The organism is Psychrobium sp. nBUS_13, from assembly GCF_051201665.1.
Classification (GTDB): Bacteria; Pseudomonadota; Gammaproteobacteria; order Enterobacterales; family Psychrobiaceae; genus Psychrobium.
Genome location: NZ_CP179210.1, coordinates 1,148,792 through 1,166,331, shown reverse-complemented (window position 1 = coordinate 1,166,331; position 17,540 = coordinate 1,148,792). Strand labels below are relative to the sequence as shown.

18 protein-coding genes and 2 pseudogenes are annotated in these 17,540 nt (G+C 40.8%); 8 read left to right on the top strand and 12 right to left on the bottom strand.

Features of this window, described 5'->3' with window-relative positions:
• Nucleotides 1-97 precede the first annotated feature (97 nt).
• The 8 genes from ACMAZF_RS05290 to ACMAZF_RS05255 form a co-directional block, all read right to left on the bottom strand.
• A complete protein-coding gene (locus tag ACMAZF_RS05290; protein ID WP_435276405.1) occupies nt 98-304 on the bottom strand; it encodes a PspC domain-containing protein in 207 nt (68 codons plus the stop codon).
• A gap of 148 nt (nt 305-452) precedes the next feature.
• Complete coding sequence (gene dusA / locus ACMAZF_RS05285; protein ID WP_435276404.1) at nt 453-1,418, bottom strand: tRNA dihydrouridine(20/20a) synthase DusA; 966 nt, start codon at nt 1,416-1,418, stop codon at nt 453-455.
• A gap of 253 nt (nt 1,419-1,671) precedes the next feature.
• A complete protein-coding gene (locus tag ACMAZF_RS05280; protein ID WP_435276403.1) occupies nt 1,672-2,937 on the bottom strand; it encodes a GGDEF domain-containing response regulator in 1,266 nt (421 codons plus the stop codon).
• 81 nt (nt 2,938-3,018) lie between these two features.
• Nucleotides 3,019-3,711, bottom strand: a complete 693-nt coding sequence (locus tag ACMAZF_RS05275; RefSeq protein ID WP_435276402.1) for a 16S rRNA pseudouridine(516) synthase — start codon at nt 3,709-3,711, stop codon at nt 3,019-3,021.
• Between the two features lie 375 nt (nt 3,712-4,086).
• Nucleotides 4,087-5,205, bottom strand: coding sequence for a beta-ketoacyl-ACP synthase III (locus tag ACMAZF_RS05270; RefSeq protein ID WP_435276401.1), 1,119 nt, complete (start codon nt 5,203-5,205; stop codon nt 4,087-4,089).
• Nucleotides 5,206-5,209: 4 nt separating this feature from the next.
• Nucleotides 5,210-6,364, bottom strand: a complete 1,155-nt coding sequence (locus ACMAZF_RS05265; RefSeq protein ID WP_435276400.1) for an RDD family protein — start codon at nt 6,362-6,364, stop codon at nt 5,210-5,212.
• Between the two features lie 43 nt (nt 6,365-6,407).
• Nucleotides 6,408-7,580: a vWA domain-containing protein gene (locus ACMAZF_RS05260; RefSeq protein ID WP_435276399.1), complete on the bottom strand. Its 1,173-nt coding sequence runs from the start codon at nt 7,578-7,580 to the stop codon at nt 6,408-6,410.
• The gene (locus tag ACMAZF_RS05255; protein ID WP_435276398.1) at nt 7,580-8,422 is read right to left on the bottom strand and encodes an AAA family ATPase; all 843 of its coding nucleotides are present in this window, start codon (nt 8,420-8,422) and stop codon (nt 7,580-7,582) included. Before ACMAZF_RS05255 ends, ACMAZF_RS05260 begins: the two co-directional genes overlap by 1 nt.
• A 251-nt stretch (nt 8,423-8,673) precedes the next feature.
• Here ACMAZF_RS05255 and cysK point away from each other — a divergent pair, with 251 nt between their 5' ends.
• From cysK to ACMAZF_RS05215, 8 genes are all read left to right on the top strand, one after another.
• Complete coding sequence (cysK, locus tag ACMAZF_RS05250; RefSeq protein WP_435276397.1) at nt 8,674-9,642, top strand: cysteine synthase A; 969 nt, start codon at nt 8,674-8,676, stop codon at nt 9,640-9,642.
• Between the two features lie 434 nt (nt 9,643-10,076).
• On the top strand, nt 10,077-10,475 hold the full coding sequence (locus ACMAZF_RS05245; RefSeq protein WP_435276396.1) for an ACT domain-containing protein: 399 nt from the start codon (nt 10,077-10,079) through the stop codon (nt 10,473-10,475).
• 4 nt (nt 10,476-10,479) lie between these two features.
• Nucleotides 10,480-10,971: a PTS sugar transporter subunit IIA gene (locus tag ACMAZF_RS05240; protein WP_435276395.1), complete on the top strand. Its 492-nt coding sequence runs from the start codon at nt 10,480-10,482 to the stop codon at nt 10,969-10,971.
• Nucleotides 10,972-10,985: 14 nt separating this feature from the next.
• A complete protein-coding gene (locus ACMAZF_RS05235; protein WP_435276394.1) occupies nt 10,986-11,333 on the top strand; it encodes an ArsC family reductase in 348 nt (115 codons plus the stop codon).
• 23 nt (nt 11,334-11,356) lie between these two features.
• The gene (dapE, locus tag ACMAZF_RS05230; protein WP_435276393.1) at nt 11,357-12,511 is read left to right on the top strand and encodes a succinyl-diaminopimelate desuccinylase; all 1,155 of its coding nucleotides are present in this window, start codon (nt 11,357-11,359) and stop codon (nt 12,509-12,511) included.
• 12 nt (nt 12,512-12,523) lie between these two features.
• Nucleotides 12,524-13,228 (top strand): M15 family metallopeptidase, encoded by a 705-nt coding sequence (locus ACMAZF_RS05225; protein WP_435276392.1) that lies wholly within the window; start codon nt 12,524-12,526, stop codon nt 13,226-13,228.
• Nucleotides 13,225-13,374, top strand: coding sequence for a DUF2897 family protein (locus tag ACMAZF_RS05220; protein ID WP_435276391.1), 150 nt, complete (start codon nt 13,225-13,227; stop codon nt 13,372-13,374). Before ACMAZF_RS05225 ends, ACMAZF_RS05220 begins: the two co-directional genes overlap by 4 nt.
• Before the next feature lie 39 nt (nt 13,375-13,413).
• Entirely contained in the window at nt 13,414-15,108 is a 1,695-nt protein-coding gene (locus ACMAZF_RS05215; protein WP_435276390.1) for a dipeptidyl-peptidase 3 family protein, read from the top strand.
• A 113-nt stretch (nt 15,109-15,221) separates the two neighbouring features.
• Here the strand turns inward: ACMAZF_RS05215 and ACMAZF_RS05210 are convergent, their stop codons facing one another.
• The 4 genes and pseudogenes from ACMAZF_RS05210 to ACMAZF_RS05195 form a co-directional block, all read right to left on the bottom strand.
• A complete protein-coding gene (locus ACMAZF_RS05210; protein ID WP_435276389.1) occupies nt 15,222-15,413 on the bottom strand; it encodes a hypothetical protein in 192 nt (63 codons plus the stop codon).
• Nucleotides 15,389-15,976 (bottom strand): annotated as a pseudogene (locus ACMAZF_RS05205) (IS982 family transposase); the annotation flags it as partial. The pseudogene ACMAZF_RS05205 and the gene ACMAZF_RS05210, both read right to left, overlap by 25 nt.
• On the bottom strand, nt 15,916-16,704 hold the full coding sequence (locus ACMAZF_RS05200; protein ID WP_435276388.1) for a hypothetical protein: 789 nt from the start codon (nt 16,702-16,704) through the stop codon (nt 15,916-15,918). The pseudogene ACMAZF_RS05205 and the gene ACMAZF_RS05200, both read right to left, overlap by 61 nt.
• A gap of 5 nt (nt 16,705-16,709) precedes the next feature.
• Nucleotides 16,710-17,508, bottom strand: a pseudogene (locus ACMAZF_RS05195) (outer membrane lipoprotein-sorting protein).
• Nucleotides 17,509-17,540 lie beyond the last annotated feature (32 nt).

The window sequence follows — 17,540 nt, the reverse complement described above, 5'->3', positions numbered from 1 at the left end:
GAGTGTGCCAGCAAACGCGTAAATCTTGCAAGCAATAAACACAACAAAACGCGATTGAATCAATCCAATCGCGTTTTGTTTATAAATAGAAGAAACGTTAGTCAAGCCAACGATTTTTAGGAGGAAGTACTACGGCCAAAATAATATAAAGAATTACCGTTGCGACATTAAATAACAACAAACTAACTAATGCAGCAATACGAACCCATTTACGCTCGACATTTAATCCACGAGCAATGCCCGCACAAATACCAGCAACCAATCCATTAGCAGTATCTTTTCTAAAACGATGTAATAAGCTCATAAAAAATTCCAAAATAATCAAATATACGTTAGTTAATCAAACTCTGTGCCAAATAACTAACTAGTTGAATTTTAATAACTATACAACATTAAAATTTAACAAACCAACGAACAACACTATATTTTCGTCGATTTAGCCAAATGAATACTTAGTCTTGGCCTACAAACGTTAACGCCTGCTCAATAACTTCAACACCAGCGCCCTGCTTAGTCGCATTTTCACTGATATAACGTCGCCATTGTTTCGCGCCAGTCACGCCCATAAACATCGTCAACATATGACGAGAGATATGATTGAGCTTACCGCCATGACTAATATGCTTTTCTATATACGGTAGCATTTTTTCAATCACCTGATGACGCGTTAACACCTCACTGTGATCATCAAAAAACAAACTATCAACCGGCGCCAACACATACGGGTTCTGATACGCCTCACGGCCAATCATTACACCATCAACATGCTCAAGATGCATTTTAGCCTCATCAAGACTCTTCACCCCGCCGTTAATCGAAATGACTAAATCACTAAAGTCACGTTTCAACTGATACACACGTTCATAATCAAGAGGCGGAATTTCACGATTTTGTTTAGGACTTAAACCACTCAGCCATGCTTTGCGCGCATGCACAATAAAGGTTTCACAACCCGCTTCACTCACTTCACCCACAAAGTCAGTCATGAACTGATAGCTATCTAACTCATCAATCCCAATACGATGTTTCACTGTCACCGGAATATCAACCACAGAGCGCATAGCATCAACAGCTTCAGCCACCAGCTTAGGCTCAGCCATTAAACAAGCACCAAACTTACCGTTTTGAACGCGATCAGACGGGCAACCAGCATTAATGTTCACTTCATCATAGCCATATTCTTGTGCTTTCTTTGCACAAGTCGCCAAATCAGCAGGATTACTTCCGCCAAGTTGAAGCGCTAACGGATGCTCTTCCTCGTTGTACGATAAGTAATCCCCTTTACCATGAATAATCGCCCCCGTTGTCACCATTTCGGTATACAACAGTTGATGCTTGCTAATCAGCCGCGCCATATAACGATAGTGATGGTCGGTCCAATCAAGCATGGGTGCAATGGAGATTCTGTGTGAATTCATGTGGTCTAACTCTTAACGATAACACGCCAAAAAGCGGCGCTATTTTTTAATGGGTGGGATTGTAATGGAAAGGTTGGTGACGCACAAAAATAATTAACAATTATGCGTGTTAAAAGCACGCCCAAAAAATAGGACGATGACATAGAATTGCAAATTTCATTAATGAATTGAATAGCATTCACAACCGCATTGATTTGTAAGGCCTACTGCCGACATTTTATCGACGTTAGGCCTCTTTTGTAATTTGCGTAAGTTAATCAAAACCTAACGGTTCGTTTTCCCAAATAACCACATTACGACCACTTTCTTTGGCTTGATACAAAGCAACATCCGCATTGTTAATAAGATCATCAAGTAATTCTACCTGACCAATATTATTCGCGACGCCAATACTCGCCGTAAAGGAGATTGTATGCTCATCAATATCAAATTGCTGGCTAGCAAGAAACTCACGAAAAGCGTTTAACAGCGTATTTACTTTGCTCGCGTTGAGCTCTTGGATAACAACAATAAATTCTTCACCGCCGTAACGAGCGACTAACATGCCATCAAACCATTTATTGAGTACAGCCGCCATTTCAATAAGTACAGCATCACCAACATCATGGCCGTAGTTATCGTTAATCTTTTTAAAGAAATCGATATCCATTAACGCCACTGAAAAATTAGAACTTTCAGTCTGCGCTTGTTCAAAAGCCGCCTCACCAGTGTTGAAGAAGTAACGTCGGTTATAAAGTTTTGTTAAATAATCACGATTGGCCGCATCACGAATTTCACGAATTAAAGCTATCTGCTCCATCGCTTTGATAATTCGCCATTGAAACTCTTCTTGCATGAATGGAGTAATCAAAAAGTCGTTTGCACCGTGCTTAATAAACCGAGCCGACAATGTTGGATCGTTAGACGATGACAGCCCAATAATTGGGAACTCATCACGTAAACGACTTTGTCGCACATGGCGAATTAACTCGATACCGTTCATCTTTGGCATATTATAGTCAGTGATGAGCAGCTCAATATCCGTATGCTCAGTTAATCGCTTAATGGCGTCGACGCCGTTTTCAGCTTCCACAACCTGATAGAGTAACTTGGATAATTGAGAACTAATATAACTGCGTAGTGTTTTAGAGTCATCAGCTACCAATACCTTAATATCCTTGTTGAGGATTAGCTGATTGATGAGCCTAATAGCACTTACATAAGAATCTCGATTTTCTTTAAAAATGTAATCGAGCACCCCCATTGAAATGAGCTTTTTCCGTAGTTCTTCATTAGTCGTAGCCGTTAAGACGATGGTTGAAATTCCCTTTTCCATCGTCAACTGCACGACCTCTCCGTTAGGAGCATCAGGTAAGTTCAGATCGGCAAGTGCTAAGAAATAATCATTCTGAGCAATCAACTCTTTGGTTTGGGCTAGATCTTGCGCAAAATCAAATTCACAACTTAATTCAGTTGCAGCTAAATGCTTGATAACCTTGCGGATTAAAGGACTATCTTCGATAATCAATAGTTTTGACATGTCTATTCGTAATTTCCAGTTTACTTGTACAGCACATTTAACACTAAGTTACTATATTTATTACACATTACAACTAAAGAATTAGCTAAATGATAAATATTGCTGCTCAGTTAGTTTTATCCATTCCCCTTCTTTAAGTGACTCATCAAGAACAAGCTCACCGACGCGCGAACGGTGCAATATTTTAACATGATTGCCAACGGCGGCAAACATGCGCTTAACCTGATGGTACTTTCCTTCACTAATAACTAGCTTAGCGCGATATTCACTAAGAATAGTCAATTGGGCTGGTTTCGTTGGTTTATTTTCATTATTTAGCATGATCCCATTTTCAAACTCAGTAACTAGCTCATTACTAAGTGGCCGTTCAACCGTCACTAAATATTCTTTGGTACATTTCGCATTTGGTGAAGTCACCTGATGCGACCACTTTCCGTCACTTGTTAACAGCACTAATCCTGTCGTGTCTTTGTCCAATCGACCAGCAATATGTAACTTTTCACGCCAAGGTGCATCAATGAGATTAAGCACGCTCAAACCATCATCATCAACGGTTGAACACACATAGTCAGCAGGCTTGTGTAACATTATATAGAGATCACCAACGATCTCTATCAGTTCCCCATTTAATCTAACCTGTTGATTTGATATTTTGATGTCAGGTTTCTTTACCACCACACCATCAACCGTCACATCACCGCGATGTAATGCATGCTTGGCGGTTTTGCGCGTTAAATTTGCGTTATCACTTAAGAACTTATCGAGTCGAATCATTAATGACTTCCAAAAAAAATGCTAATGACGAACACTAGGGTCTGTTGATCTTTTGAGTTCATTTTTGCAGCAATTTGTTTGGGGTTTCTACAAGGCAGAGCCTATGTGGTGCAGCTGGCTCGATAATAGCTCCTGCATTATCCTAATGAGCTACATCCATGTAGCAATACACGAATAGGCGATAACGCCGTAGAAATAACAAACAAATGCTGTCCGTAGGATTCACCTAAAAGTATTTTGTGCGGCGTTATTCGTCATTCACTGGGGTAAACCCAGCATCAATCCTCATGCCTTGCCCACAATCCTTTTAGATTGAACAAAATTTAAACCACAAAGATCAACAGACCCTAGCATTATTAATTTATGCAGCAGAGCTTATATGTGCTCGATGATCAAGCAGCCTGCAGAATACCCCGCACCAAATGAACAAATTATGCCTTTGTCACCTTTTACCATGTCATCATGAAAACGGTGGAATGCGATAATTGAACCGGCGGAAGCCGTATTTGCAAATTCATTAAGAATAATTGGCGCATCGTTGCCAATAGGATCCCTTCCTAATACTTTCTTTGCAATAAAAGTATTCATATTAATGTTTGCTTGATGTAAAAATAGACGTTTTAAGTCATTTTTCTCAATACCTGCTAGTGACATTTGCTCATCGATGAGTTTAGATACCATCGGCAGAACTTCTTTAAATACCTTACGACCTTGCTGCACAAAAAGCTTATCGCCTTCAAAGGCTTCCTCTGGTGTATGGCGCGCTAAATGACCAAAATTACTACGAATGTTATTCGAGAAACTCGTCATCGGCTTTTTAGCCAAAATTCTAAATGCATGTTCACTAGTTGCCGTTTCTTCTTTCTCAACAACTACAGCCGTTGCTACGTCGCCAAATATAAAGTGGCTATCACGATCACGATAATTAATTTGTGGCGAAGCAATTTCAGGACTAATCACCAAGACTGATTTAGCAGTGCCGCCCTCTAATGCATTTGACGCGTTCATGATGCCAAAAGTCGCAGACGAACAAGCCACCAGCATATCAAATGCCCAGCCGCCACAGCCTAATTGTTGTTGAACTTCAATCGCAATGGCCGGGTAAGCACGTTGCGTGTATGAACAAGCGACAATAATTAAATCAATATCTTCTGGCTTTTTATTCGCTGCTTCTAACGCTTGTTTTGCAGCACCTATCGCCATCTCGGCTTGAATAGAGACTTCATCATTATTGCGCTGCGGCGTTAATGGCATCATTTTTTTGGTATCTAAGATGCCTTCTTTGGTCATCACATAACGATTTTCAATACCAGATGCTTTTGTAATAAACTCGCTACTTGATGGTTTAAGCGCTTCTAACTCTCCCGCTTCAATAGCTTGCGCATTTTGTTGATTAAACTCAGTAACGTATTGATTGAATGCGCCAACCAATTCATCATTAGATATTTTATGAGGGGGTGTATACAAACCCGTTCCGCTAATCACAATAGACATTTAATTAATTCTCCAACCGCTCTGGCGGTGTTTCACTCGACCCTTTTGATAATGCTGACGTTGCAGCTTGGGCCTCTTTATTTTGCTTAATAATTTCTTCATGCTGACGCATTACAACAAGCTTTTTTTCTTTGGCTGCCAACGTTAAATCAACAACAACCGTTGCAGATATTTTATCTTGAATAGCTTGCCTATTGGCATCCCAGTAGATCTGAAAAAAGCCTAACAACCCCGTTGCTAAGCCAGCACCATATCCACCGTAACGACCAAATGCATCCCACAAACCCATCGGCTCATTACTTAATTGTAAAACGCGTGTATTAAACAGCATTTTACCTAATGTTTGGCCGTTAAACCATGCGGTAAAGCACGTAAAATAGATCGCAGCAAAACCAAATCCTAATCCCAAGTCGTCAATAATCCCCATTATCCATTGCATTGGTGACGACGCTTCACTTCTTGCACTAGGTTCACTACTGTCAGTCGTTGTGTTATTTGAGTTTGAATTAGCAGGCACACCGTCGGATACACTATTTGGGGATGTAACGACGACATCATCAACTTTCCATTTAGGATTATCTTTAGCCCATTGAATGAGTTTTTCTTTTTCTTCTTTTATTAATTCACTATTTTCAGTGAAAGTTTCCACAAACTCCACTGGATTTAACGCATTGAGTTGGTCACTACTCTTCAAGCTCTCGTCTACGATTGGCTCTAATATTTCTTGCCAACATTCAGCTGTTTGGCACTGACTGCCATGCAGGGCGCCCAATGCGTTCATTGCCAAGTCGCCCACCAATTTAGAATCATCATCCGATGTAGAATCATTATCTAAAAAGAGCACGCTACTAGCATAAAAGCCCGCGATAATAATCAGCAAACTCCCCCCGCGAATAGCCCATACTCCATAACGTCCTAATACACCTAACAAACGCCATTGTTTAGCTTTATGTAACAACCAAACCACCAACAGCAAACTTATTAAAAACACGTCATCCATGGCTGTTAGCACTGCAACAATCATCAAATCACACAACATGGCACCGCCGCGGCGCCATGGTCTAGCGAGCGGCAGGTCAAATAGTCGATTATCTGGAGCAAACGCCACAGGAGTGATACGATCTTTTGTATCATTTTTACTCAAAATCTCAGTACTCACTGGGCTTTCTCCTTATTAACTATTTATCCCAAGCTTAGGCTATTTAACGTAACGACTTAATTGCACTTTCCAAACCTGCAATCGTCATTGGAAACATATTGTCACTCATTAGCTGCTTAATATAGTCGATACTCACAGTATATTGCCAATGCGCTTCTTTAACGGGATTAAGCCAAGCCACATTATCAAAGTGACTGGTTAAGCGATTAAGCCATACTTCACCCGCTTCTTCATTCCAATGCTCGACACTGCCACCGGGATAACTAATTTCATAGGGTCCCATTGACGCGTCACCAACAAAAATAACTTTATAGTCACGACCGTAGGTTCGAATAAGCTCCCACACCTCTTTTTTATCAGTATAACGACGACTATTGTCTTGCCACACTGTTTCATAAACGCAGTTGTGAAAATAGAAATACTCAAGGTGTTTAAACTCTGTTTTAGCGGCGCTAAAAAGTTGCTCAACTTGTTCGATGTAGGGATCCATTGAACCGCCGACATCAAAAAACATTAACACCTTAACGGCATTGTGACGCTCAGCTTTCATTTTTATATCAAGATAACCAGCATTATTGGCGGTTGATTTAATCGTCTGCTCTAGATCTAACTGATCTTGCGCGCCAGCACGGGCAAACTTTCGAAGACGGCGCAGCGCCACCTGCATATTACGACTGCCCAATAACTCAGTATCGCTTAAATTGGCAAACTCACGTTTATCCCACACCTTAGCAGCACGGTTGTGGCGGTTCCCCGCCTGACCAATACGCACACCTTCAGGATTATAACCATAAGCACCAAATGGCGATGTACCGCCTGTGCCAACCCATTTATTACCACCTTGGTGGCGCTTTTCTTGCTCTTTTAAACGCTGTTGCAGTGTATCAAGCAATTCATCAAGCGAGCCCAAGGTTTCAAGTTTGGCTTTTTCTTCGTCAGTTAAAAACTTTTCCAGCTCTTTACGTAGCCAGTCATCGGGAATGTCTTTATCAAATAAATCTATCGAGCTAACACCTTCAAAATAATCGGCAAAAGCGCGATCAAATTTATCGTAATGGCTTTCATCTTTGATCATCACAATACGTGCAAGTTGATAAAACTGGTCGATATCACCAAACACCACTTGTTTCTCAAGCGCATTAATCAAATCAAGTAATTCACGGACGCTTACTTTTAATTCGTATTTACGTAACGTGAAGAAAAAGTCTACCAGCATTATTGTTGCCTACGCGCCAAAAACGCGATTTTTTCAAATAACGTCATATCCTGCTCATTTTTTAAAAGCGCGCCATATAACGGCATAATTGATTCATCATGCTGTTTGTCGCGAAGCACTTCAGGCGCAATATCTTGTGCTAATAACAATTTAAGCCAATCGAGCAATTCAGAAGTCGACGGTTTCTTCTTAATGCCGCCTAATTGACGCATTTCAAAAAAACGCGTTAATGCTTGCTCAAGTAACTTAGGCTTCACATCAGGAAAATGTACATTCACAATTTCTTGCATTTGCGCTTCATCAGGGAATTGAATGTAATGGAAAAAACAGCGACGTAAAAAGGCATCTGGCAATTCTTTTTCGTTGTTTGACGTAATAATAACAATTGGGCGAACTTTCGCTTTGACCAACTCTTGAGTTTCATAAACAAAAAACTCCATTTTATCGAGCTCTTGCAATAAGTCGTTTGGAAATTCGATGTCCGCTTTATCAATCTCATCTATTAATAGTATTGGACGCTGCGCACTTTCAAAGGCTTGCCACATTTTGCCTTTAACAATGTAATTACCAATGTCTTTGACGCGATCATCGCCAAGTTGTGAATCTCGTAAGCGCGATACGGCATCATATTCATATAAACCCTGTTGTGCCTTGGTTGTCGATTTGATGTGCCATTGTAATAACGGCGCCTTCATCGACTTTGCTAGCTCAAGCGCCAACATCGTTTTACCAGTGCCAGGTTCACCTTTTATTAATAATGGTTTTTCAAGAGTAATAGCAGCTTGTACGGCTAAGCGAAGCTCATCGCTTACCACATAATTTTCAGTAGATTCAAAAGACATAGTAGATTTTTTATAGAAGATTAAACAGATGTTTAAACACTAACATAAAACCAGTACCAACATAAAATCATCATAAGTAAAAAAACATTTGACTTATTGGAATAAGAACTTAGCTTTTTATTACATATCGTTATAACGAAATATCATTTCACTTATTTGCTCAATTCGATAATCTAGTTATAACAGAAGAAATTTATTCAATTATGACCAATTATGACAGAGTCCTGTCGCCTAATAGAGTGAGAAAAAACATGGCTAATATCGTAGAAGACAATTCACAAACTATTGGTAAAACACCACTAGTTCGTTTAAATAAAGTATCAAATGGCAAGGTGATTGCGAAGGTAGAAAGCCGCAACCCGAGCTTCAGCGTTAAATGTCGTATCGGTGCCAATATGATTTGGGCAGCTGAAAAAAATGGCGAGCTAACCAAAGATAAAGAACTTATCGAAGCAACCAGTGGTAACACTGGTATTGCGTTAGCGTTCGTTGCCGCTTCTCGTGGTTACAAACTAACACTGACCATGCCAGACACCATGAGCCTAGAGCGCCGAAAATTACTAAAAGCGTTAGGTGCTAATTTAGTATTAACCGAAGGTGCTAAAGGCATGGGCGGCGCAATTGCTAAAGCGCAAGAGTTTAAAGACAGCGCACCTGAAAGATATGTATTACTTAAGCAATTCGAAAATCCAGCCAACCCTGAAATTCATGTTAAAACAACTGGCCCTGAAATTTGGGAAGACACTGACGGCGAAATCGACGTATTTGTTGCTGGCGTTGGTACTGGCGGCACTATCTCAGGGGTTAGCAAATACATTAAGCAAATCCAAGGTAAAGCAATCACCTCAGTAGCCGTTGAGCCGACAAACTCACCAGTGATCACCCAAGCGAAAGCCGGTGAAGAACTAACACCTGGACCTCACAAAATTCAAGGCATTGGTGCTGGTTTTATACCGGGTAACCTAGATCTTGATCTTGTTGACCTTGTAGAGCAAGTTGACAACGAAGAAGCCATTGAAATGGCGCAACGTTTAATGGACGAAGAAGGCATTTTAGCGGGTATTTCTTCAGGCGCTGCTGTCATTGCTGCCAATCGCATTGCTGAATTACCAGAGTTTGCAGGCAAAACTATCGTTGTTATCTTACCGAGCTCAGGCGAGCGCTACTTGTCTACGGCTTTATTTGCTAACGTATTTGGCGAACAAGAAAACGTTCAATAATTGCATTAAAAGGAAACATAGGCTCTAGTATTTTTCTGATAGAGAATTTGAAAATCTATCAGCGCGGTTTAGTCCCGTCGTTTATCGCCTTAAATTAGAAATTAACCAATACAAAAATCAGGACGATTTTTGAGTATTTGCCGCAGGACGCGGATAAAATACGGTATTGAAAAGTAAATTTATCATTTAAGAGCAAGAGATAAACCACGGGTCGCCTTTCTTTTGGTTACTTTTCTTTGGCGATGCAAAGAAAAGTAACTGGTGTGCTTTCACTCATTTCAATTAGATAAATGAAACCAATAGCACATCAAATACACCTCTCAAATCAATGTATCCGCTTAACTGAACAGCATTAGAACTTAGGTTCCCCTTTGTTGTATTAAAAGGTAGACTAAACCGCTCAATGGACAGCAGTATTTCGTGGAGCAGATTGAATGCCTAAGCAGACGTTAGCAGAACTACAAGTAGAATTTACCATTCACAGTTTTACACCAGAAACGCGCCCTGACGGACGTATTTTTGATCAAGATATTTATTTCCTCGCTAAAACTGAAGACGAATTATCTGTTGTTGTTCCTTCGTCGCTTGCTCTAGCAAGCCATGACCAAGAATCAGGCTGGCGTTGTCTCGAAGTGATGGGGCCTTTAAACTTCTCACTGACTGGTATTTTATCGGGTATCGCAGGCGCATTAGCCGAAGCTGATATTAGTATTTTTGCTATCTCTACATTCGATACCGACTATATCCTTGTCAAAAAAGACACCTTTGCGCAGGCGATTGCAGTGCTAGAGAAAAATGACTACAAAGTTAATCAATTAAACAAACCTCAATAACAATATGACCACGCTAGACAAACCATCTTCACAACTTACAAAGCTCGATTTAGTGGCTCCTATCAGCGGCGAAGCATTACCGTTAACCGAGCATTATGAGCCAGTAATTAGTCATGGCTTGCAAGGTCAAGGCATTATGCTAAAACCATTAGGCAGTCGCCTAGTGGCGCCATGTGATGGTGTGATAACGGAAGTGGCAGCGACTAGTCACCAAATAAAATTACAAGCCTCTCATGGTGTCATCGTAGAACTCACATGCGGTTCTAGCGCAATAACGACTCATGGCGTTGGCTTCACTCGAAAAATAAATGTTGGACAACGTGTCAAGCAAGGCGACCCTTTGATTGAACTTGATCTAATAAACATTAGAAAACAACTTCCGCATCTCGATATTGCCCTGCTTATCAGCCATGGCGTGTTAACAACTAAGCCACAATATGGCAATGTCAGAGTCGCAGAAGAAACCGTGCTAACCGGCATCATCAAACAAAAATAAATTTAGGAAATCTCATGAGCACCACTATTTACGGCATCAAAAACTGCGATACGATTAAAAAAGCACTAAAATGGCTTGATGCTAACAATGTTGAATACACTTTCCATGATTACCGTGTCGATGGTTTAGATAGCACATTATTAGATAGCCTGTGTGAAATCAGCGATGTTGAGCAAATGCTAAATAAACGCAGCACGAGTTACCGCGCACTAACTGACGCGCAAAAAGCCGATACGACACCAGCGGCATTAAAAACCCTTTTCTTAGCAACACCAACATTAATCAAACGTCCTTTATTAGTGAAAGGCAGTGACGCCTTGTTGGGCTTTAAAGACGCTCAGTATCAAGCCTTTTTTGAATAACCGCTTAGGTAAGTGAAATCACCATGTCTGACGTAAACACCATTAACGATCGAGCGTTATTTGATTTAAGCATCGATATCTTATCGCGCCCATCAATCACCCCACTTGATGAAGGTTGCCAAGCCCTCATGGCTAGCTATTTAGAGCCATTAGGTTTTAACATCGAGCCAATGAACTTTGAAGACACGCAAAACATGTGGGCACGTAAAGGCAACACTGGCCCGCTGTTTTGTTTTGCAGGCCATACCGACGTTGTACCTGTGGGTGAAGAGAGTCACTGGGACAATCCCCCATTTGAGCCTAAGCTTATTGATGGCATGTTACACGGGCGCGGCGCTGCCGATATGAAAGGTAGTCTCGCGGCCATGGTGATTGCCACTAAACGCTTTGTTGAGCAGTACCCTAATCATAAAGGCTCTATCGCTTTTCTCATTACCAGTGACGAAGAAGGCCCGTTTATTAACGGAACTACCCGCGTTATCGATACGCTTGAGGCCCGCAACGAAAAAATTCAATATTGTATTGTTGGCGAGCCAAGTAGCACAGCGAAGTTAGGTGATGTAGTTAAAAACGGTCGCCGTGGTTCATTGACGGGTGATCTCATTATCAACGGTAAGCAAGGCCACGTAGCCTATCCTCATCTTGCAAATAACCCCATTCACAAAGCCATGCTTGCGCTTGATGAGTTAGCAAAAACGGTGTGGGACAACGGCAATGAATACTTTCCACCGACGAGCTTTCAAATATCCAATATCAATGGTGGCACTGGCGCGGGTAACGTCATTCCGGGGCTATTAAAAGTGCAATTTAATCTGCGCTTTTCGACCGAGCTAACATTCGATCTAATTAAAACGCGAGTTATTGCGATCCTAGATCAACACGGCTTAGATTATGATATCGACTGGACCTATAATGGCTTGCCGTTCCTTACGGATCACGGCGATTTATTAAACGCTGTCCGTTCATCGATTAAAGAAATCACAGGCTATAATACCGATCCACAAACCAGCGGCGGTACATCTGATGGTCGTTTTATTGCACCAACTGGCGCAGAACTTGTCGAATTAGGGCCAGTGAACGCCACTATTCATCAGGTTAACGAATGCGTGAAATTTAACGATTTAGAAATTCTTACTGATGTGTATCAGCGTTTGTTAGAAAAGTTACTTCTCGATTAAAGGGCTATGCTGATGTCATTTGAATCTTCGCTAACAAACAGGGAAAAAATAGCACTAGGGCTAACAGAATCGCACCTCAGCCCTGTGCAATCTAATGGTCATCAGCAGTTACTACACTCTGAAGTCCTAAGTGACTGGCAAGGTCTCGTTGCCAGTGCTAAAGACGATAATATCGATCTGTGCATTGCCAGCGGCTTTCGTTCATTCGAGCGCCAACAAATGATTTGGAACAACAAAGCAAATGGCTTACGCCCTGTTAGAGATGCCAATGATCAAACGATTAATATAGCGTCTGTGACTAAAGCGCAGCTGCTTAAACATATTCTTCACTGGTCAGCGTTACCGGGTGCAAGTCGCCATCATTGGGGTACTGACATTGATGTGTTTGCCCCCAGTATGCTAAACCAGCCATTACAACTAGAGCCTTGGGAGTATGAGCAAGATGGACCAATGGCTCAGCTAGGACAGTGGCTTAGTGAAAATTTAACTGCCCATGGCTTTTTTCTTCCTTATCAACAGTATAACGGCGGCGTAGCACGCGAGCCGTGGCATATTAGTCATATTTCACAGTCTCAAGCATTAACAAATACGCTGTCATTTGATTTACTGCAACAAACAATTGCCAACCACGATATCGGTTTAAAGGCAGAAGTGTTAGCATCACTAGATAACATCTACACTCAATATATTACCAACATAGAGAAGCACTCATTATGATTTGGATTATTCTCATTATCGCCGTCGTTCTAGGTATTGTGTTATCACAATTTGCGCTAATTAAAGCGAGCAACAAGGTAAAAATGCCACCACCTAAGGAGTCAACCTACGATGATAAATGGGATGAAGACGAAGAGAAATGGTGATTCTTAACCAATCAAATTAAAAACAATAAGAGATCTCTCATGAAGAAAACTTCAATTGCCCTGATGATTTCAGGAATTGTCGCGCTAAGCGGCTGTGGCGAGTCTGCCAAACCAACTACTGAAACAACACAAGCTAAGAAAGAAACCGCAACAGTTCAAACTGGCCCACAACGACTTCCAGCATTTAGCGATCGTTTAGGTATTTATCAAGAAGTGACGTTAAACACTGACTTATCACATCTATCTACCAATCAAAAAATGATGTTAGGCAAACTTATTGATGCCAGTAAAATCATGGACGATTTGTTTTGGAAACAAGCTTATGGCGATGACAAAGCAGGCTTCCTAGCAAGTATTGACGATCCTAAAGTGCGTGAATATGCCAAAATCAATTACGGCCCATGGGACAGATTACAAAGCGATGACGTATTCTTAACTGAAAGTGCAGAAAAAGCCCTTGGTGCTCAGTTCTACCCACACGACATGACGAAGGAAGAATTAGAAGCAGCACCAGATTCAGTGGACAAAACAGGTCTTTATAGTGTTATTCGTCGTGATGACAAAGGCGCTTTGATTTCAATTCCATTTTCAAAAATCTATCAAACTGAATTACAACAAGCGAGTAAATTACTCCTTGAAGCGTCAGCACTAGCAGACGATAAAGAATTCGCTAACTACTTACAAATGCGCTCAGTTGCCTTATTAAATGATGACTTCAAAGCGTCTGATTTTGCTTGGATGGACATGAAAAATAACCCAATTGATGTGGTTATTGGTCCAATTGAAACGTATGAAGACCAACTATTTGGCTACCGTGCTGCCTATGAATCTTATGTACTAGTAAAAGATTTAGCATGGTCACAACGCCTTGCTAAATTCGCGAGCTTTTTACCAGCCCTGCAACGCGGTTTGCCGGTTGATGAGAAATTCAAACAAGAAACTCCAGGCACAGATGCAGACTTAAATGCCTACGATGTTATCTACTACGCTGGTCACTCAAATGCAGGTGGCAAAACAATTGCCATCAACCTACCAAATGATGAAGAAGTCCAGCTGAAAAAAGGAACTCGTCGCCTACAGCTTAAAAATGCAATGAAGGCTAAATTCGATCATATCTTAGATCCAATCGCCAAGGTTTTAATAGTACCAGAGCAACGTAAACACGTTACGTTCGATGCATTTTTTGCTAACACCATGTTCCACGAAGTTGCCCACGGTCTTGGTATTAAAAACACCATCAACGGCAAAGGCACCGTGCGTCAATCGCTAAAAGAACACGCATCAGCACTAGAAGAAGGTAAAGCCGATATTCTAGGTCTTTACATGATTACTGAGTTATTCAAACAGGGACAAATTTCACAAGGCGTTGTTGAAGATAACTATGTAACCTTCATGGCTGGCATCTTTCGCTCAGTGCGTTTTGGCGCAAGCTCTGCACACGGTAAAGCCAACATGGTTCGCTTTAACTACTTCCAACAAGCAGGCGCATTTGAACGTGATGCTAACGGTTTATACGCGGTTAACTTTGAAAAAATGGCTAAAGCCATGGCGAGCCTATCTGAGCTTATCCTGACCATTCAAGGCACAGGCGATTACGCTCAAGTCGACCAATTGATCAAAGACAGCGGCCTAATCAAACCAGAACTAGCCGCTGACTTAGCTAAGTTGACCAAAGCCAATATCCCAGTGGATATCGACTTTAAACAAGGAAAAGAAGTGTTGGGTTTAAAATAAACTGACGTATTTCTATCAAATAAAAGCACGCTGATTGGCGTGCTTTTTTTTAAAATAGGGTAATAAAATAGGGTCAGGTTAAAATAATAAAATAGGGTCAGGTTAAAATAAAACTACACTTCATCTTTCTTCCAACCTAACGGTCGACCTCTTTTCTTTGGTTGCATTCTGCGACCCGTTAACAATTCTATTTCGCGCTTAAATTGTTCACTGCCAATTGCCATCCCTCGATTAACGCTATCTCTAATATTAGTGATGAGCTTATTAACCTGAGATCGGCTTAAGCAATAACGATATTTGTGCACTCCATGATCTCAATTTCTTCTGCATTTAAATTAAGAGCTGGCTTATTATCTTTTAAACAATACGCTATTAGTCCGCCAAGCATATTAATCATAAACCCATTGATACTGCGGTGTCTGGTATGTTCAACATAGGAGATATTTTTTAGTTGATCATTGATAGTTTCAATTATAAATCGTTTTTTTAGCATCGCTCGATCCCATAAAGACAACGCCTTTTTCTTCATGTTTTTTCTTACATTTGTGATCAACTCCACTCCTTGCTCCCATAATTCACTCGATAGGGCCTTTCCTAAATACCCTTTGTCACCATATAACTTTCCTGAAAAAGGCGTAACCATCTCTGGAACTGGCACTCGGTCATCGACATTACCTTCTGTTATTTTTACTGCTAGTATTTCACCAAGATGATTAACAATTAAATGTAATTTAAACCCAAATGACCATCCCATGGTTCCCTTTCCATGCTTAGCTATACCATCAAAAACACAGTTGCGTTTAGCCCTTATAATGTGACATACGGATATCTTAGTTGAGTCAACAAATGCAATACCCGTTGGCTTACCAAATTGTGTTGTAAGGTTTCGCCGTCTTGATTCGGAATAAAATCAGGTTCACGGTTAGTCCCGTGAAACCAGTAACTGCCGATATCAAAATCACCTAAGCTATGGGTCCAGCGCATGGCCAAATCTAAATGCTGTTTTTTGGCATCAGATTCATAGCTTATATTATGTTTATCTATCTGAAACGGACCACGTAACCGGCCATTCCCTCCAGGAAATGTTCGTTGCCTAAACCCCGGCAATAAATATAAATCAATTATGCCCCAGTCTTTAACTAACGACAGGTTAAGCATTAACTGGCCGATTTTGTCTTCTCCGTCAAAATCTTCAACGCTATCGGTTTGATTGATCACATCAACCAAATGCTGAAATTCGGTCACCCCCCAAAATTCCTTTCGTATACCGGCTCTGAGTTCCCAGTCATCACTGGCATGAATATAATACAGTTCACGAACATCGCCGTGGGTTCGCTCACCATCTTGTGAATCAATACGATAAAAAGGTTTAAAGACCAGGGTATCACTGCCATTATTCCAGCCCCAGTAAAACTCAGGCACGGCAAATAATGAAGTCTGAGAATGATATTGCTGCTCAGAGTATTGACCCCCGTCAACAAAATATCGCTCTTCGAGCCCTAACTTTCCTGAGAATTCAAATTCAGCTGAGGCGGCATTAAAGGTCAGCAGCAAACAACTTACTGCCAGCTTTTTAACTACGTTTTTTGTGAACATATCAGTTAACGTACCCGCTTTAATGAATTGCGGTTAAAATCACTGTCTTTCAGACCAGTTTTAAAGGCATAATTATCCCATTTTAACTCAGTGCTTTTACCATTTTGATAATTGATCATTTTCATGCTGCCTGCACGCCAGTATTTACCAAGATATTGCCGATAATTAAGGTATGACAAGGTTTTTAACAATGAATTTTTACGATCATAAAAATCTATTTTCTGAATGCGATATTCTTGTTTATCTATCCAAACAATACGCCTGGTATAACCTGAGTTTTCATCAACTGGAACCTGTTCAATCTTAAAGCTCTCTAAGCCATTGCTTTTATCATCACCTAAATATTGATAAGTATATTTTTTTAACTTCAAAAGAGCTTAAGTCTTCAAAAGAAAATTCAGAGCCCATAAACGGACCTGACTTATTGCGAGATGAAATACGTTTAACGCGTTTTAATGCGGGTAAATATAACCACTGGTCATCCGCGCCCACAGGGTGAGAAAAACTTAAAAATGCAGTACCTTTCACATCTCTGGGTTTATTAAAAATCGTCAGGCTTTTATCGCCATCGTCTTGCAGCTCCAGCGATTTAATTTTAATTTCACGTATGCTCTCCTGCCCTTGTTTATTACGCAATAACATTAACATATCTGCCGTGCTATCGGTCCAGCCACTATCTCGCAGTTTAGTTTCCTGAGATATTGCTAAGCCCTGCTCTGGTGCAGTGAGTGCAGCAGACATATTGGTCACCAAAGCGAGTGCCACGGCTGCCAATACACTTATGAACTTTTTTTTATTCAGCATATTCTTTCTCCAATTTTTTTACGGTTTTTTCT

Coding starts and splice junctions, on each gene's coding strand:
- cysK (WP_435276397.1), top strand. CDS start 8,674: ATGGCTAATATCGTAGAAGACAATTCACAAACTATTGGTAAAACACCA.
- ACMAZF_RS05220 (WP_435276391.1), top strand. CDS start 13,225: ATGATTTGGATTATTCTCATTATCGCCGTCGTTCTAGGTATTGTGTTA.
- ACMAZF_RS05290 (WP_435276405.1), bottom strand. CDS start 304: ATGAGCTTATTACATCGTTTTAGAAAAGATACTGCTAATGGATTGGTT.
- ACMAZF_RS05260 (WP_435276399.1), bottom strand. CDS start 7,580: ATGCTGGTAGACTTTTTCTTCACGTTACGTAAATACGAATTAAAAGTA.
- ACMAZF_RS05240 (WP_435276395.1), top strand. CDS start 10,480: ATGACCACGCTAGACAAACCATCTTCACAACTTACAAAGCTCGATTTA.
- ACMAZF_RS05275 (WP_435276402.1), bottom strand. CDS start 3,711: ATGATTCGACTCGATAAGTTCTTAAGTGATAACGCAAATTTAACGCGC.
- dusA (WP_435276404.1), bottom strand. CDS start 1,418: ATGAATTCACACAGAATCTCCATTGCACCCATGCTTGATTGGACCGAC.
- ACMAZF_RS05235 (WP_435276394.1), top strand. CDS start 10,986: ATGAGCACCACTATTTACGGCATCAAAAACTGCGATACGATTAAAAAA.
- ACMAZF_RS05280 (WP_435276403.1), bottom strand. CDS start 2,937: ATGTCAAAACTATTGATTATCGAAGATAGTCCTTTAATCCGCAAGGTT.
- ACMAZF_RS05255 (WP_435276398.1), bottom strand. CDS start 8,422: ATGTCTTTTGAATCTACTGAAAATTATGTGGTAAGCGATGAGCTTCGC.
- ACMAZF_RS05215 (WP_435276390.1), top strand. CDS start 13,414: ATGAAGAAAACTTCAATTGCCCTGATGATTTCAGGAATTGTCGCGCTA.
- ACMAZF_RS05225 (WP_435276392.1), top strand. CDS start 12,524: ATGTCATTTGAATCTTCGCTAACAAACAGGGAAAAAATAGCACTAGGG.
- ACMAZF_RS05200 (WP_435276388.1), bottom strand. CDS start 16,704: ATGTTCACAAAAAACGTAGTTAAAAAGCTGGCAGTAAGTTGTTTGCTG.
- ACMAZF_RS05270 (WP_435276401.1), bottom strand. CDS start 5,205: ATGTCTATTGTGATTAGCGGAACGGGTTTGTATACACCCCCTCATAAA.
- dapE (WP_435276393.1), top strand. CDS start 11,357: ATGTCTGACGTAAACACCATTAACGATCGAGCGTTATTTGATTTAAGC.
- ACMAZF_RS05245 (WP_435276396.1), top strand. CDS start 10,077: ATGCCTAAGCAGACGTTAGCAGAACTACAAGTAGAATTTACCATTCAC.